General features: G+C 61.3%; 11 protein-coding genes and 1 tRNA gene. 2 read left to right on the top strand and 10 right to left on the bottom strand.

What is annotated here, in order from left to right; translation table 11 throughout:
• Positions 1–42: 42 nt before the first annotated feature.
• The 10 genes from ftsH to NET03_RS03995 all read right to left on the bottom strand — a co-directional run bounded on the left by ftsH (position 43) and on the right by NET03_RS03995 (position 10,649).
• Complete coding sequence (gene ftsH / locus NET03_RS04050) at positions 43–1,998, bottom strand: ATP-dependent zinc metalloprotease FtsH (protein ID WP_252127614.1); 1,956 nt, start codon at positions 1,996–1,998, stop codon at positions 43–45.
• Between the two features lie 449 nt (positions 1,999–2,447).
• A complete protein-coding gene (gene hpt / locus NET03_RS13750; protein ID WP_353655773.1) occupies positions 2,448–4,421 on the bottom strand; it encodes a hypoxanthine phosphoribosyltransferase in 1,974 nt (657 codons plus the stop codon).
• A gap of 94 nt (positions 4,422–4,515) precedes the next feature.
• A tRNA-Met gene (locus NET03_RS04035) sits at positions 4,516–4,587 on the bottom strand.
• A gap of 230 nt (positions 4,588–4,817) precedes the next feature.
• Positions 4,818–5,633: an SDR family NAD(P)-dependent oxidoreductase gene (locus NET03_RS04030; protein ID WP_252127613.1), complete on the bottom strand. Its 816-nt coding sequence runs from the start codon at positions 5,631–5,633 to the stop codon at positions 4,818–4,820.
• A gap of 13 nt (positions 5,634–5,646) precedes the next feature.
• Positions 5,647–6,465, bottom strand: coding sequence for an SDR family NAD(P)-dependent oxidoreductase (locus NET03_RS04025; RefSeq protein WP_252127612.1), 819 nt, complete (start codon positions 6,463–6,465; stop codon positions 5,647–5,649).
• An 852-nt stretch (positions 6,466–7,317) separates the two neighbouring features.
• Positions 7,318–8,370 (bottom strand): hypothetical protein, encoded by a 1,053-nt coding sequence (locus NET03_RS04020; protein WP_252127611.1) that lies wholly within the window; start codon positions 8,368–8,370, stop codon positions 7,318–7,320.
• Positions 8,348–8,917 carry a UGSC family (seleno)protein gene (locus NET03_RS13510; RefSeq protein WP_286207139.1) on the bottom strand — a complete coding sequence of 190 codons (570 nt, stop codon included), beginning with the start codon at positions 8,915–8,917 and terminating at the stop codon, positions 8,348–8,350. Before NET03_RS13510 ends, NET03_RS04020 begins: the two co-directional genes overlap by 23 nt.
• A gap of 2 nt (positions 8,918–8,919) precedes the next feature.
• Positions 8,920–9,174 carry a hypothetical protein gene (locus tag NET03_RS04005; protein WP_252127608.1) on the bottom strand — a complete coding sequence of 85 codons (255 nt, stop codon included), beginning with the start codon at positions 9,172–9,174 and terminating at the stop codon, positions 8,920–8,922.
• A 75-nt stretch (positions 9,175–9,249) separates the two neighbouring features.
• Complete coding sequence (locus tag NET03_RS04000; RefSeq protein WP_252127607.1) at positions 9,250–9,942, bottom strand: 3-oxoacid CoA-transferase subunit B; 693 nt, start codon at positions 9,940–9,942, stop codon at positions 9,250–9,252.
• A gap of 11 nt (positions 9,943–9,953) precedes the next feature.
• Positions 9,954–10,649: a CoA transferase subunit A gene (locus NET03_RS03995; RefSeq protein WP_252127606.1), complete on the bottom strand. Its 696-nt coding sequence runs from the start codon at positions 10,647–10,649 to the stop codon at positions 9,954–9,956.
• A 273-nt stretch (positions 10,650–10,922) separates the two neighbouring features.
• On the opposite strand from NET03_RS03995, the gene NET03_RS03990 reads away from it, so the two are divergent.
• Both NET03_RS03990 and ppdK read left to right on the top strand, forming a co-directional pair.
• Positions 10,923–13,262 carry an ATP-dependent helicase gene (locus NET03_RS03990; protein ID WP_252127605.1) on the top strand — a complete coding sequence of 780 codons (2,340 nt, stop codon included), beginning with the start codon at positions 10,923–10,925 and terminating at the stop codon, positions 13,260–13,262.
• Positions 13,263–13,336: 74 nt separating this feature from the next.
• The gene (ppdK, locus tag NET03_RS03985; protein ID WP_252127604.1) at positions 13,337–15,985 is read left to right on the top strand and encodes a pyruvate, phosphate dikinase; all 2,649 of its coding nucleotides are present in this window, start codon (positions 13,337–13,339) and stop codon (positions 15,983–15,985) included.
• Positions 15,986–16,202 lie beyond the last annotated feature (217 nt).

Here is a 16,202-nt window from a genome sequence, read left to right as displayed (position 1 = left end):
CGCGACCCACCCCTTCAGAGTTTGGCGACGTCGGATCACAACTCAGGATGCCGGCTGCGGTCGAATCTGTGGTGCGGGTGTTGGCCGGCTCTCGGGTGCGACGTCGGTTTGTGTAGGCTCCGGCGTCCGCATGAGTGCTGCGGGCTTCGTAACCGGAGGGCCAACGAGCTCCGGACGCGGACGTGGCTCGTCGAAGAGCGCCTCGATCTCGTGGCCTTCGATCGTTTCCTTCTCGACGAGCAGCGTGGCGATCTTCTCCAGCTTGTCCATGTGCTGCATTAGGATGTTTTTCGCCGTTTGGTAGGCCTGATCAATCAAACGTCGGACTTCCTGATCGATCTCGTAGGCGACCTGATCACTGTAATTGCGTTGCTCGGCAATCTCCCGTCCGAGGAAGATCAACTCCTCCTTGCGACCAAAGGCCAGGGGGCCAAGCCGCTCACTCATGCCAAACTCAGTAACCATTCGCCGAGCCAGCGTCGTCGCTCGCTCGATATCGTTCGCTGCGCCAGTCGAAATCTCCTGGAACACGAGCTCTTCCGCGACAAGGCCAGCCATAAAGACCGCCAACTGGGCTTCAAACTGCTTCTTTGTCCAGAAGAAGCGGTCCTCCTCAGGCAATACGCGTGTGTACCCGCCCATCATGCCGCGCGCCACGATCGAGACCTTGTGCACCGGGTCGGCATGTGGCAGCATACGGGCCACCAGGGCGTGTCCAGCCTCGTGATACGCGGTCATCAGCTTCTCCCGTTCGCTGATACGCCGACTCTTGCGTTCTGGCCCCGCGACGACACGATCGATCGCCTCGTAGAGCTCGCGTCGCCCGATCGTCTTCTTGTTGCGGCGCGCGGAAAGGATGGCAGCCTCGTTGACAAGGTTCTCGAGATCAGCTCCGGAAAATCCTGGTGTCTGTCGTGCCAGGTCTTCCAAGTCAACGTCACTCTCGAGCGGCTTCCCGCGGGTGTGCACCTTGAGAATCGCCAGTCGCCCATGGAGATCCGGACGGTCGAGGACGACTTGCCGGTCGAAGCGGCCCGGGCGAAGCAAGGCCGGATCCAGCACGTCGGGACGGTTCGTCGCGGCGAGGACGATGACATTGGTGCTCGAATCAAAGCCGTCCATCTCCACCAGGATCTGATTGAGCGTCTGCTCGCGCTCGTCGTGGCTGCCGCCAAGCCCTGCACCACGCTGCCGACCAACCGCGTCAATTTCATCGATGAACACGATACAGGGCGCATTGCGCTTGGCTTGGTCGAAGAGGTCACGGACACGGCTGGCTCCGACGCCGACGAACATCTCCACGAACTCGGAGCCGCTAATGCTGAAGAATGGCACCCCAGCCTCACCAGCAACCGCGCGGGAGAGCAGCGTCTTCCCTGTCCCAGGCGGGCCCACAAGCAGCACACCTCGTGGGATGCGAGCTCCCAGCGCGGCGAACTTTTCCGGGTACTTGAGGAATTCGACGATTTCCTGGAGTTCCTCTTTCGCCTCTTCCACACCGGCAACGTCGTCAAAGGTCACGGTCGGCCGATTGCTGGTGAAGACACGCGCGCGACTCTTGCCAAAGGAAAGTGCTTGGTTGTTCGTGCCCTGGGCTTGTCGCATCATGAAAATGATCACGCCAATAAGGAAGAGGGTCGGCAAGAGGAACGTGAGTGTGCCAAGCCAGTTCCCCCACTGGCTGGCAGGATTGACACGGATTGACACACTCTTCGGATCGATGCCGTACGTCTGGAGGAGTTCGAAGATATCGACATTGGTCGGCAACCGCAGCGTGCGCACCTCGTTGGAGCCGATGTAGTGGACCTGCACTTCGTCCGAGCCGCTGCTCATGGTCAGCTGCTCGACCTTGCCAGCCTTGATATCAGCAGCCAGTTCCTGTGTCGTGATCGACGAGCCGCTGCGGCCTCCCTGGACGAATGTGACCCAAACCGCGATTGCAGCGATAATCAGGATCATCCAGACGAAGCCGTTCCGGAGCCACTTGTTATCTGCCATCGGGGTAGCCTCCACTGTCCTCGGCCCGCCATGCCGAGCGATGTCGCGGGCGGTCTCGATTATAGCAAGCACTGCCCGACCACCGGACGCTTCTCTCCTCGCCGTCCGCTCACGAGGCGTCACTCAGACAAACGGGCGAGAGCGCACTATCGACCTGGATTTCAGGAGTGCCACAGAAAGGTTCCTTCAACCAACGCGTCTCAGAGCTTCTGCCCTCCGCAGCACCAGTGAGGGGCTACACTGGTGTACAGACCTCGAAGAGTAATGTCGGCATCGAGCCGTACTGCATGAGGAAGGAGATTCCGGGACGATGACAAACGCTTCTTGGGTGCACCGACGTAGCCAAAAGCGGTCGCTAGGGCAGAAGGTGAGGGTCGAGCTCACCGGTAAACGAGGAAGACAAAGAAAGAGGTGAGCACGGTTTGACGCGACGCCTGCTGAAGACCCTGTTATTGGCTGGTTCGGTAAACCGCGATGAAGGGCAGGTTCCGGAATCGTCCAGCAGCATCCAGCCCGTAGCCGACGACAAATTCGTCCGGAATATCAAAGCCGACCCAGTCGACTGGCACCTGTGTTGCCCCAGGCTTCTGCTTCCGGAGCAGAACCGCCACCCGCAGGCTACGGGGGTTCCGTCGCTGGAGAACATCGAGGAGGTACTGGAGCGTCAGGCCGCTATCAATGATGTCCTCGACAAGCAGCACATCCCGTCCTTCGATAGGACGGTCGAGATCCTTAATGATACGCACAACGCCAGAAGTAACCGTTGCTTGCCCATAACTTGATACGGCCATGAAGTCGATGTCCAACTCGATCGGCATGTGGCGTACTAAGTCCGCCATGAACACGAAAGCACCTGTCAAGACTCCGATGAGCACGGGACGCTTTCCACGATATTCCCGAGCAATTTCCTCACCAAGTTCAGCCACCCGACGCTGCAGAGTCGCCTCGTCGATGAGCACCCGCTCAAGTTCTCCCGCAGGAGCCTGTGCTGTCTCGCTCACCTGTCTTGCCTCCTCGCTCCGTTTCAAGTCGACAACGAGCGTCCCATCGGGGGATTCGTAGTGCCAGCCGTTCGACCCGACGATCCAGTAAATGTCCCCATCGTTTGCGAGGAGTGGCAACCAGTCGCGTAGAAAGCGCGGGACTTTCTGATTCACGAGCCAATCCTGCAAACGAACTGGTGACACAGCCTGCCGTCGAATCAGGCGATCGCCCGGTCTCCGGGTCCGGAGAAACCACCCGGAAGCTGGGGCCTGGCGAATGGAAAGGATCCACCCGTTCTCCAGTTGCACCGTCGTTGCGCCCTGGATTGCGATGACCGTCCCCGGTCGCAGCAGTGGTTGCCCGGAGCGCTGTCGCAGGTAGTCCTCGATCCGATCCGCGGGACCGAGGACAGCCTCAGTGTAACTGATCAGTGCGCCCAAGCCCCGGCCAAGCTCGATCCGTACACCCGGCCGGCCCTGCAGAAGTGCGTTCCAGAGGGCCTGTAGCCGTTCGCGCGGCAAGGACCAGGTCGGATCCTGACCCGCGCGAACGGCAAGTTGGAGAATACGGCGTTGCAGCGCGGGATGCAGCGTGCGATAGCGTCCTCTGTCAATCACAACAAATGCCTGGTCCTCGCGTGCGACGCGGCGGTATGCCTCCAGTGCGTTGGCCCATAAGAAGCTCACCTCGTCCTGCAGCTGCTCGGCAACCTGCGCGAGCGTGTCGATCACGTTCGGCCGCAGTTGCTCAAGGACGGGGATGACTCGCTGGCGAATCGCATTGCGCTCGTAGGCGAGTAGCTGATTCGTCGGGTCCTGAATTGGCACCAATCCCAGCAAGGCGAGCGCTGCTTGGACAACGGAACGCCGCAGCTCAAGCAGAGGGCGGAGGAGATGCACGGTCATGAAGTCGCGATGTGCGGGATTGAGCGGTATCTGGAGCTCGGTAATGGGTCGCATTGCCGCCAGCCCGTCCAGGCCAGCACCGCGCAGGAGGCGGAGGAGAAGTGTTTCCGCTTGGTCGTCACGTGTATGCCCGACCGCAATCCAGGGAGTTCCCTGCTCCCGCGCGACGGCAGCGAGCGCGGCATAGCGCGCTGCCCGAGCTCCAGCCTCAACTCCTCCTTCACGGAACTCTGGCCAGGCAGAGACCTCCACTTGGCGCACCATGACCGTGAGCCCGAGTGTTTCTCCAAGGAGGGCGGCGCGTTGGGCCATTGCGCCGGACCCCGGCTGCAGGCGGTGATCCACATGGACTGGTATCGGCTCTGGTCCGTGACCCTGCTGCGCCAAATGGTGCAGGCTCCAAAGGAGAGCAAGGGAGTCTGGCCCACCGGAGAACCCGACAATGATCCGCTCCGTCGGAGAAAGGCCGGCACGTTCGAGCGCGGTGCGGACGGCTCGCAGAAGAACGCTGAGTGCGGCGGGTTGCCGCGACAAGGTCATCCCCTTTCGGGACGAAGTGCGAAAGCATGGTGCCCACCGAAAGAGTGGCGAAATGCGGCGAGCGGCGCGCCTTGCGCCGCTCGCCGAGTGCCGGTGGGCGGATTCGAACCACCAACCAAGGGCTTATGAGTCCCCTGCTCTACCGTTGAGCTACACCGGCCCATTACCCGCGGCAAAGTGTACCATGCAACGGCACACTGCGTCAATGGAGCCAGAAGGGTCCGCACTCGAGCTCCTCGTGGCTGGCGATCTCCACCGAGAGAGCGATCAGACCCTAACAGTACCAGAGGTGGTGAGCGGCTGATTGGTCAGCCTCGCAGTGCGCAGCCGGCGTCATCAGGTCGTGAACGCGGGGCATTCGTGAGTGGCGAATGCCCCACGTTCTCCTCTTCATTCGCCAATGTCTTTGCCGATCTGCTTCGCCATAGCGCGGTACTGGGCAAAATCGCCAAGACCGGTCGCGTTCACCCCGGGCACAACGATCACCGCTGCAGTGATCAAGTGGGCCTCTGGGCTTGCGAGATAGGCGCAGATTTTCCCAAGTTCGTCCGGAAGTGCCCAGCGTCGAGCGCGGACGAGTGCATCCGCCTGCGGCCCCATATCGGCCCGCATGCGACCTCCCAGAATACCTGCAGGCAAAAGGGCATTCACTGTGATGTTATACGAGTAAAACTCGGCAGCCATTTGGCGTGTCAAGCCGAGGAGCCCGCGCTTTGATGTCGTGTATCCAGCACCACCGTTCAAACTTGAGCGAAGCGCTGCCAGCGAGCCAATGTTGATGATGCGACCATATTCCTGTTGCATCATCTGCGGCAAGGCAGCACGACTCATGTAGAACGGGCCGGACAGATTCACTGCAAGGTAGCTGAGCCACTCGTCGTCCGACATCCGCTCGACGGCTGGAGAGCGACCCAATCGGGCCGCGTTGTTCACCAGGATGTCGAGGCGACCACAGCGCTCGATGACCGTCCGCACCATCGCGGTCGCTTGTCGAGGGTCAGACACGTCCCCAGGTACGCTGAATGCTTCTCCGCCACTGCTGATGATCTGCTCGACAGTTGCCTGAGCGTACTCCTTGTGCAAATCGTTCACTGCAACCACAGCACCTTCTGCGGCAAGAGCACGGGCGATGCCTGCGCCGCCACCGCCCATCTCACCGCCTCCGGCACCGGTGACCAGCGCGACCATACCTGCTAGTCGTGCCATCGATCAGCTCCTGTCATACGAATGCTGACTCGGGAGCAGCGCGACCGCCCGGTACGACGGAAACCGCTCCATCGATCGGGATGGCAGCTCCCGTGATGTAATCGGCCTCACGGCTGGCGAGGAAGGCAACAAGTGCTGCTACCTCGTCCGGCGTGCCGGCGCGTAAGGCCGGCACCGTCGCTGCGAGCCTCTCAATTCGCTCTGCCGGCCATTCACCGGCAAGTTTTGGCGTGAGAATGAAGCCAGGGAGAAGAGCATTGACCGTGATGCCGTGCTGAGCAACTTCGATTGCGAGATGCCTCGTGAAGCCGTACAGTGCCTCCTTGGTTGCGACGTAGGCAACCCCGTTGAGCACGCTTGTCCGGATCGCCGAAATATTGGAGACATTGATGATCCGGCCGAACCGGCGTGTCCGCATGTGCCGGACCGCGGCGCGGCTCAGGTAGAACGGAGCGTGCACGTTGACTGCGAGCGCGTGTTCCCATTCGTCGTCCGTCACCTGATCAGAACGGTGACCGCTGCCGTGCGCTTCGGCCTTGTTGACGAGGATGTCCAATTGTCCGAAGCGTGCGATCACGCTCTGCACCAAGCGATCGGCCTGCTCAGGATCAGCCACGTCAGCTGGAAAACCTTCGACGTCGAGACCAAGTTGCCGGAGTTCCTCGACGGTTGCCTGTGTCCACTCCGCGGTACGATCGTTGACGGCGACTCTCGCACCAGCTCGAGCGAGCGTACGCGCAATGACCGGCCCGAGTCCGCCCCGGGAACCACCACCCGCACCAGTCACGAGCGCGACCATACCGTGAAGGTTGCACAACTGCTGTGAATTCATCGTCTCCTCTCTCTCGCCTCCGATCGACTGCGACAATCGCTCCTGTGGAGTTCAACCTTCATCCTTCCGCTGCCGACCGTGGACTCCACGATGCTCCTCATTGAGTTGCTGCCCCTCCGATCGAGTGGGATACCGGAAGCGGCATTCACGTGGCGGCGCCAGGGAGACGCGACCAGTTTCCCCCTCTCCGCGGAGTCGAGCAGCCCCGAACAACTGCTCTCACGACAAGACAGGGCAAGTTGGGCCCGAAAGATGCGCGGACGGAACATGCCGGTTGGCAACAGGATACCTATGGTCATGCTCAATGAAGCTCCCTCGGATACCATGTGCTGTGTCAGGTTGAGGAGGCCGCTCTTCGTGGTCGTGTCCATCGGGCCGCGGGAAGCGGTTCGCCACCTCGCCAGCGAGCCGATGCTGATGACATGATCAAGTCCGGGGAGAATTCTGTTTGTGAGCGCTGCTCGGTTCGGAGAGAATGGATCGTTCCAATTGACACCGATCAGACAACGACCGTGCACATGCGAGAGTCGCTCATCACCCGGAAACAGCCCGTCCACAGGAGCCTTACTGCCATATCGGACGCCGTGAGCAGCAGCGAGTTCGCCGGGTATCCGCCAGGTGTCGTCACCGCGACTCCGGGGCTGATCGAGTCTCGCTTGCAGGAGTTCCTTGGCCAAATCGTTGATGTCGGCCGGAGCTCCATGTCGTGCGAGACCGCGTGCGATTCGCGTTCCGCACTCGTTCTTACCTTGCCCCGGCCTCGTTACAACAGCAAGCATGCTTTCCAGCCAATACTCGCTGGTCATGCGGATTCCTTCCAGGTGCTCTACCTGGCGTGACAGCGAAGGGCGTTCAGTGGAACGTGGACTTCATGCGGATCGGTACCGTCACTTGCTGCCCAATAAATGTCGGGCAGACTGTTGAAATGCCCGCATTTCGTGCTCCCGCGACGACAATGAGAATTGTCTCCGGACTGTGCGCGAAGCGGACAAAGGCATCGTCTGGTAGTGAAGGATCGAGCAGTGCCCCCTTAGCGAGACGGCGGAGCAAGCCTGCTGGCCGACCGAAATGCTCCCACAGGTACTCGCGGGCCCGCGCTTTGCTCCAGCCTGCCGCGGCGATGAGCTGCGCGTGCTCGGGCCCCATGACGACGATCCCAGCATGCCCGCGTGGTGTCGGGAAGTAGGTTCCGGCGTAGGACATGGAGTCGGCAATCGTCTCCAGGATCACCTCAGGTTCTTTGGAGTCGCGTTGCTCGACCTGCATCGTACCGCGCACGAGGCCAACCGTGACCGTGCTCTCGTCACGTGCGAAACCGCGCTCGACGTGCAGTGGATCCCACGGACTCTCTTCTTCGTTCTCGGCGATGCAGAGGCTGAACTTCCCCGGTTGCCCGTGTGTGCTTTGATCGAACTCGTGTGGCCGGATGCCGAGCGCGTTCATAATCACCAGCCGAATGGCGCGCCCGACCGTCGCGTTGGGGCGGTCGCCAGGGCTGAACAGATTGTCCTTTGTGTTGAAGCCGAGCTGGTTTCTGATGGGACCGTTGACGACAACAAAGACAGCCTGTCCTGTCGTGCTCTGGAGGAGGCCGCGGCTACCTGGCAGCCGATTCAGCGCTTCGAGCGCAGCGAGGACAACTGGGAAATATTCTGGCTTGCAACCGGCCATCACGGCGTTGGCGGCAGCGAGACGGACCGTGCACTTGCGACCAAGATGTTCCTGCTCGATCACTACCTCCTCGGGATCGCGGTCGACGACAGCCAAGAACTCTTCCACGAACTCCTCAGCTGGTGGAACAACAGGCAAGCCGTCCGTCCAGCTGCGCTCGTAGCAGTACTCGATCGCCTCGCGAGCGTGCCGTACGGCTTCCAGCGTTGGTTCAGCTGTCGGCTGCACGCTCATCTTCCGCCTCCTCGACACCTTCCTCAATACCAAGCAGCCGCAACACCTCCGGCAGCACCTGCTCAGCGCGCTGTCGCACTTCCTCTGGGCTCAGACTACTCACGGGGTGCGGGATCACGGCGTATGGGTAACCCGGCATCCCCTGCGTCTGTGCCATCGCATCTGCCGTGGTTCGAAACGCGTCGGTGATGATGGCCGCAGCCGGTACACCCTGTTCTTCGAAGCGAATCGCATCGGCCACACTGGCCGCACTACAGGATCCTCAGTCACCGACCGCAGCGATTGCGATGTCGCACTGGGTCTTGAGGTCCGCGACCACCTGCGGTTCGACCGGGACGGAAATGCTCGGCTTCCGGTGCATCACCACCTCAGCTACTCCGTAGCGCTCGCGCAAGAGTGCACCGATCGCCTGGAGCAAGAGGTCCGCGTTCTTCTTCCCGTTGTCGATCATGCAGACTCGCGCGCCGCGCAAGGAGCGTCTCGTGCGTGGCGCACGGCTCTTCACTAGCTGAGTCGTTTGACCGGTCGGGTCGACAAGTACCGGCATGGCTATCCCTCCTCTGGCAACCGCTTCTCGAGCCGCACCTCGCGTAGCTCTGGATAGACGGGCGCAATACATTGTTGCAGCATCGCGTGTAGCAGCTGATCGGGAACGAGACAGTCAAGACACGCGTCGGGGAGAGCCTGGAGTACGAGCTCCACGACGCCATCTTCGGATACGCGTTCAACCCGTAGCTCGAAACCGTCTGGCGCAAGGCCGGCTCTAATCCGATCAAGGGCGCGATCGATTTCCTGGATGATCATCGGCGAAGCACTCATCTCTGTCTTTTCCCCTTCCCCTTTCACGTCGAGTCTGGCTCGACTTTCCGCACGCACGTATTAGGAGGCGAGCAGCGGGATGCCCGCGAACTCGGCTGGGACTTCCATGGTCGGAACTCCATCCGGCACGGTGAGTCGTGTGCTAGTTCGCTGGAGCACCTCCTCGACCGTCACGCCGGGAGCGAGTTCTTCGAGGACAAGGTGCTCGCCCTCAACCCGCAACACCGCAAGGTCGGTGTAGATCCGCCGCACACAGCGCGCTGCCGTAAGTGGGTAGGTGCATTCCTCGACGATCTTCGGCTCTCCCTGATCGGTGGTATGCGTCGTGGCCACCCAGACCTGTTGTGCACCAACGGCGATGTCCATCGCCCCACCGACCCCAGGAACGCGCGGCCCAGGTATTCGCCAATTCGCCAGGTCCCCACGACGCGAGACTTGAAGCGCACCGAGCACAGCGTGTGTCAGATGCCCACCGCGGATCATCGTGAACGAGAGGGCATGGTCGAAGAGGCTGGCACCCGGCATGAGCGTGACGTAGTCGCCGTTGGCGTTCACCAGATCCGGATCCTCTTCCCCCGGAGCTGCTTTGGGGCCGGCTCCCAGGATTCCGTTCTCACTGTGAATAAGGATGGTCCGATCGGGTGGAACGAAACGGGCGACAAGTGTGGGAATGCCGACACCGAGATTCACGAAACTCCCGTCAGGGAGGTCGCGCGCGATCCGAAAGGCGATTCCCTCACGAGTCAAGGGCATTGCTGTCCACCTCACCGTGACTCTCGTGCCACGCGGCGGATTTCCTCACGTGGCACCACGACTACTCGATCGACAAAAATGCATGGAGTCTCGATCTCCTCGGGCGAAAGCCCACCGACAGGGACCAGTTCATCGACTTCCGCGATCACGATATTCGCTGCCGTGGCCATGATCGGATTGAAATTGCGCATCGTGCGGCGATACGTCAGGTTGCCCCAGCGATCGGCCCGGTAGGCCTTGATCAATGCGTAGTCAGCCCGGAGCGGCAACTCGAAGAGATACGCACGTCCGTCGATGATCCGTACTTCCTTCCCTTCCGCAAGTTCGGTACCAACTCCGGTCGGGGTATAGAACCCGCCGAGACCGGCTCCGGCTGCACGGATCCGCTCGACGAATGTCCCTTGGGGAAGGACTTCAAGCTCGATCTCCTCGCGGAGATAACGCTCTCGCACAGCGGATGCGCCGGGATGGGTAGGGTACGAGGTGATCAGCTTGCGTACTGCACCATCGGCGATCAAGCCGCCGATGCCATCCTCCTCTGTGCCCCCGCCGCAGTAGATCAGCACAAGATCGCGCAAACGGCGGCGACGAAGCGCCTGAACGAGGTTCACCGGGATACCTGGTGGCCCAAATCCACCGATCATGATGAATGCGCCATTTGGAATATCGGCGACGGCTTCATCGCAGGTCGCTACGACTCTATCCATCTGTTCGATCTTTCCCTTTACGAATGAACTCGGCGACCGTCACGATAATACGCGCGTCTCCGGAGCCCTGTCAAGTCGCGGGTCGCGAACGCTTCTGGGGAAACGCGTACTATAACCAGGGTGGCGGTAGTGGCTCTCCCATTCACACGTGTTGCCAGACCGTGGATGGAATCGAAATTCGGGCGGCAACAGAGGCCCGTACCGAGTATCCTCGAAGTCCGAGCCGGAGCAACCGGCGACCGAACGTGTCCGTCCAGACCGGAGGTACCGCTCATGCCTGAAGGGCGTGGGGAGGCCGAGCGAACGGCCCCGCCGAACAGATGGGGAGCGCTTGAACGGGACGCGCACCGCAGCGGCGAAGACGAGGGGCCGTTCCGGCACCACAAGGATGCTGCCACCGCGTGCTCTGAGGCGGAACGGATCCTCGCCGGGCTTGATCCGGAGCAGCAGGCAGCGGTTACCACGACCGAGGGACCGGTGCTCGTCGTGGCCGGCCCCGGCAGCGGCAAAACGCGTGTGCTGACACATCGTGTGGCCTATCTGATCGCCACTGGCCGAGCACGTCCCGAGCAGATCCTTGCTGTGACCTTCACAAACAAGGCGGCGCGAGAGGTCAAGGAGCGCTTGCAGGGGCTTCTCGGAACTGGTCCGGCCGAGCTCGTGGGGGCTGGTACTTTCCATAGTGCCTGTGTTCGAGTTCTTCGACGCCATGGGGGACGGCTCGGGCTCGACCCAGCCTTCACGATTTACGATGAAGATGATCAACTGGCGCTCGTCAAGCAGGCTTTAAAGGAACTCGGTCTCGACCCGCAGCGCTTTGCGCCGCGGAGCTTGCTCAGCACGATCTCCCGTGCCAAGAATCTGCTTCTTCCCCCCAGTGCTTTCGCGCAGCAGGCGCAGAGCTATTGGGACGAGGTTGCCGCTCGAGTCTACGAGCGCTATGCACAGCTGCTCCAGCGTGCCCAGGCAGTCGACTTCGATGATCTCCTGCTCCTCGTTGTGGAGCTCTTTGACCAGCATCCTGACGTCCTGGCGCGATATCAGGAACACTGGCGGTATCTCCTCGTCGATGAATACCAGGACACGAATCACCTGCAGTATTTGCTGGTACGAGCGCTGGCAGCGGGCCATCGGAATCTGTGTGCGGTCGGCGATCCTGACCAGTCAATCTATAGCTGGCGGCAGGCCGATATCCGGAACATTCTTGAGTTCCAGCGGGACTTCCCAGATGCCGTGGTCATCCGCTTGGGACGCAACTACCGGTCGACGCCGCAGATTGTTGCGGCAGCCGATGCGGTCATCCGGGCGAATCGGCTCCGCATTGAGCGGCGGTTGTGGACCGAGAACCCTCCGGGACCACCGATTCGGCTCTTCGCCTGCTGGGACGAGCAGCACGAAGCAGAGACTGTCGCGACCGAGATCGCGCGGTTGGTAACGCGCGGTGAGGCACGCTACCAGGACATTGCCGTGCTCTACCGGATCAATGCCCAGAGCCGTCCGCTTGAAGAGGCGCTCGTGCGGCGGCAGATCCCCTATCAGGTTGTCGGGGGTGTCCGCTTCTATGAGCGGAAGGAAGTGAAAGACGCGCTGGCACTCTTGCGGGTGCTGGTCAATCCCCACGACTGGATCAGCTTGCGGCGGGTGTTGAGCGAGACGACGCTCGGGCAAAAGATCGGTGAGAAGACACTGCAGCAGCTGGAGCACTGGGGTCTGCGCCACGGCCGTTCTCCGGCCGATGCCTTACTGGCGCTCGTGGGAGAGCTCGATCGCGAGCCGCCGGAGCTTGCTGCTCAGACCAGCAAACGCTTGCGCGAGGTGTGGGGCGAGTTGGTGCGGTTGCGAGGAGCTCTGGTTGACCGGCCGTTGAGTGCAGTGTACGACCTGGCATTGGAGCGGAGCGGACTCGCACAGCGGTACCGCGAGGCAAGCGATCCAAACGAGCGCGAACGGTGGGAGAACCTCGTCCAGCTCCGCGCGGTTCTCGAACGGTACGACGAACTCCCGGCGCGGGAAGGGTTGCAACTCTTCCTGGAAGAGGCTGCACTGGTGACGAGCGTGGACGAACAGCAGGCTGGCGATCATGTGAGCCTGATGACACTGCACACGGCGAAAGGGCTGGAATTTCCTGTAGTCTTCTTGATCGGGGTAGAAGAGGGGATGCTCCCGCATGCGCGCTCGCTGGAAAGTCAGGCAGAGCTGGAGGAGGAGCGACGACTCTTCTACGTAGGCATCACACGTGCCAAGGAGCGTCTGTATCTGAGCTACGCTCAGTTGCGCAGCCGTTTTGGCCTCCGCGAGCGGAATCTTCCCTCGCACTTCCTGGAAGCGCTTCCGCCAGAAGTCATCGAGGAAGTGCGTGGAACAGGCAGTCTTGACCGAGGTCGCGGTACGACGGGGGAAACTCGCACGGAGCGCAGCGTGCGGGTGCCCACCCCGCCTCGAGCACAGACACGGTTCGTACCAGGACAGCGAGTTTTCCATCCAATCTTCGGCGATGGTGTGGTGCTCGCGGTAAAGGACCAGGCTGGTGACCAGGAAGTAACTGTGCAGTTCAAGCGCCACGGGAACAAGATCCTCTTGGCTAGTCTTGCCAAGCTCGTCACGGACGGTTAAACAGGAAAGAGCGAGACGTTCGACTCGTCGAACAGGACAGGAAGTAGGCGAGATCGAGAGAGGGAGGGAGCGCCATGGTATCCGTCGCGACCGGCCGGCGCTGGGTCTACCTCTTCCGCGAAGGCAGTGCGCAGATGCGTGACCTGCTTGGTGGCAAAGGGGCGAATCTCGCCGAAATGACGCGAATTGGACTCCCAGTGCCACCCGGTTTCACGGTCAGTACGCGTGCCTGCGTCGCATACCTACAGAGCGGACGGAGGATGCCGGAGGGGCTCTGGGAAGAAGTGCTGGACGGACTGCACGATATCGAGCAACAGTTGGGACGCCGCTTCGGTGATCCAGCTCAACCGCTCCTCATTTCGGTCCGCTCGGGGGCGAAGTTCTCCATGCCAGGCATGATGGATACCATTCTGAATGTCGGACTCACCGATGAAACAGTGCGTGGTCTGGCGGCGATGACTGCCAATGAGCGTTTTGCCTACGACTGTTATCGCCGTCTTGTCCAGATGTTTGGTAAGGTTGTCCTCGATATTCCTTCGGAGCGGTTCGAAGATGCGCTGGACGAGCTCAAGCGCGACATCGGCGTGCTCCAAGACTATGAGATCCCAGCCGATCAACTGAAGCACTTGGTCGAGATTTATAAAGGGATCGTGCGTCGCGCAACTGGTGAGGACTTCCCGCAGGATCCGTTTGATCAACTTCGGCGGGCGATCCTGGCGGTGTTCGAGTCGTGGAACAATCGGCGCGCGATTGACTATCGAAACGCCCACGGGATTCCGCACGATCTCGGCACGGCAGCCAATGTGCAGGCGATGGTCTTTGGCAACCTCGGGCCTGACTCGGCGACTGGTGTGGCTTTCACGCGGAATCCGAGCACTGGTGAGAAGGGGATCTTTGGCGAGTACCTGACAAACGCGCAGGGCGAGGATGTTGTTGCCGGTATCCGTACACCGCAACCAATCCAGGAGATGGGGAAAGATCCGCTCCTGCGTGGGGCATATGAGCAGTTGCTCGAAGTCGCGGATCGGCTGGAGCGCCACTATCGGGACATGCAAGATCTTGAGTTCACGGTCGAGCGCGGCAAGCTCTGGATGCTGCAAACCCGGACAGGCAAGCGAACGGGACGAGCTGCGGTCAAGATCGCAGTTGACATGGTGCATGAGGGATTGATCCAGCCGCAGGAAGCTGTCTTGCGTGTCTCCCCGGAACATCTCGATCAACTCCTCCACCCAATGCTCGACCCCTCCTGGAAGGGCGAGCCGATTGCCAAGGGGCTGCCGGCCAGCCCAGGTGCGGCGAGTGGGAAGGTCGTCTTTGATGCGGACGAGGCGAAGCTGCTTGGTGACCGCGGTGAGGCGGTCATTCTCGTGCGCCTTGAGACTTCACCCGACGATTTCCACGGTATGTTGGCCGCGCGTGGCATCCTGACCGCACGGGGCGGCATGACGAGTCATGCCGCAGTCGTCGCGCGAGGAATCGGAAAACCGGCCGTGGTCGGCTGTTCGGCACTCATCGTGGACTACGAGCGTCAGGAGTTTCGTGTTGGTGACCTTGTCGTCCGACGGGGCAACGTGATCACCATTGATGGCTCGACGGGCGCGGTACTGCTCGGCGAGGTCCCGACGATCCCACCGAGCGTGGGTGGCGATCTGGCCGAACTCCTGAGTTGGGCAGACCAGTTCCGCCGGCTGCGTGTGCGCGCGAACGCGGATACACCGGAGGACGCTGCCAAAGCACGGGAGCTTGGGGCCGAAGGGATTGGTCTTTGTCGTACCGAGCACATGTTCTTCCAGGGCGACCGCATTTGGGCGATGCGGGAGATGATCATGGCCGCGACGCCCGAAGAGCGGCGTGCAGCTTTGGCCAAGCTCGAGCCGATGCAGCGCGAGGACTTTATCGGTATTTTCAAGGCGATGGCTGGTTTCCCGGTCACCATCCGGACGCTTGATCCTCCGCTGCATGAGTTCCTCCCCAAGACGGAGGAAGAGATCGCGACCATGGCGGAGCGACTTGGAGTGGCGCCCCAGACGATTCGCGCCAAAGTCCAGGCACTCACCGAGGCGAACCCGATGCTCGGTCACCGGGGCTGCCGGCTGGGGATCACGGCGCCAGAAATCACCGAGATGCAGGCCCGCGCCATCTTTCGTGCTGCCTTGCAGTGTGCTGCTGAAGGTATCGAAGTACATCCGGAAATCATGGTGCCATTGGTCTCAGATGTGCGCGAGCTCATGCTCCAGCGCGAGATCATCGATCGTGTCGCCCGGGAGATGTTCGAGGCAGCCGGAAGAGAAATTCCGTATTCAGTCGGGACGATGATCGAGGTGCCACGCGCAGCCCTGACAGCCAGCGAGATTGCGCGCGAGGCGGAGTTCTTTAGTTTCGGCACCAATGACCTCACGCAGATGACGTTCGGTATCTCGCGCGACGATGCTGGCCGGTTCCTGCCGTATTACTTGGAGCACGGCATCTATCCAGCCGATCCGTTCCAGACGCTAGATCGGGCTGGTGTGGGCCGGCTTATCGAAATCGCGCGGGATGGTGGGCGAGCTACTCGGCCGGACATCAAGCTCGGTATCTGCGGTGAGCACGGGGGTGATCCGGCAAGTATCCGCTTCTGCCACGAGGTAGGACTCGACTACGTCTCAGCATCGCCGTACCGCGTACCGATTGCGCGGCTCGCGGCAGCGCAGGCTGCGCTTGGCGTACGCGAAGGTGACGTCTAACGCCGCAGAATTTCGGGAACAGGTGGGCCGGCAGTGCTCCACTGCCGGCCCACGGCTTCTCACCGGGTGCTTCCCGCTTTGCTCCTCGTGTGTTGTTAGCCCCCTCATTGTCATAACGTGGCTGGACACTGTGTGTCGCCAAGCATGAACGCCTGCTCTCTGGGCGTTCATGGTATTGCTGCAGTCGGGAGAACCTTCACGGATTGGTAACAAGCGA

Origin of the sequence: Thermomicrobium sp. CFH 73360 (assembly GCF_023806465.1) — a bacterium.
Taxonomy (GTDB): Bacteria; Chloroflexota; Chloroflexia; order Thermomicrobiales; family Thermomicrobiaceae; genus Thermomicrobium.
This window is presented reverse-complemented; position numbering and strand designations above follow the sequence as displayed.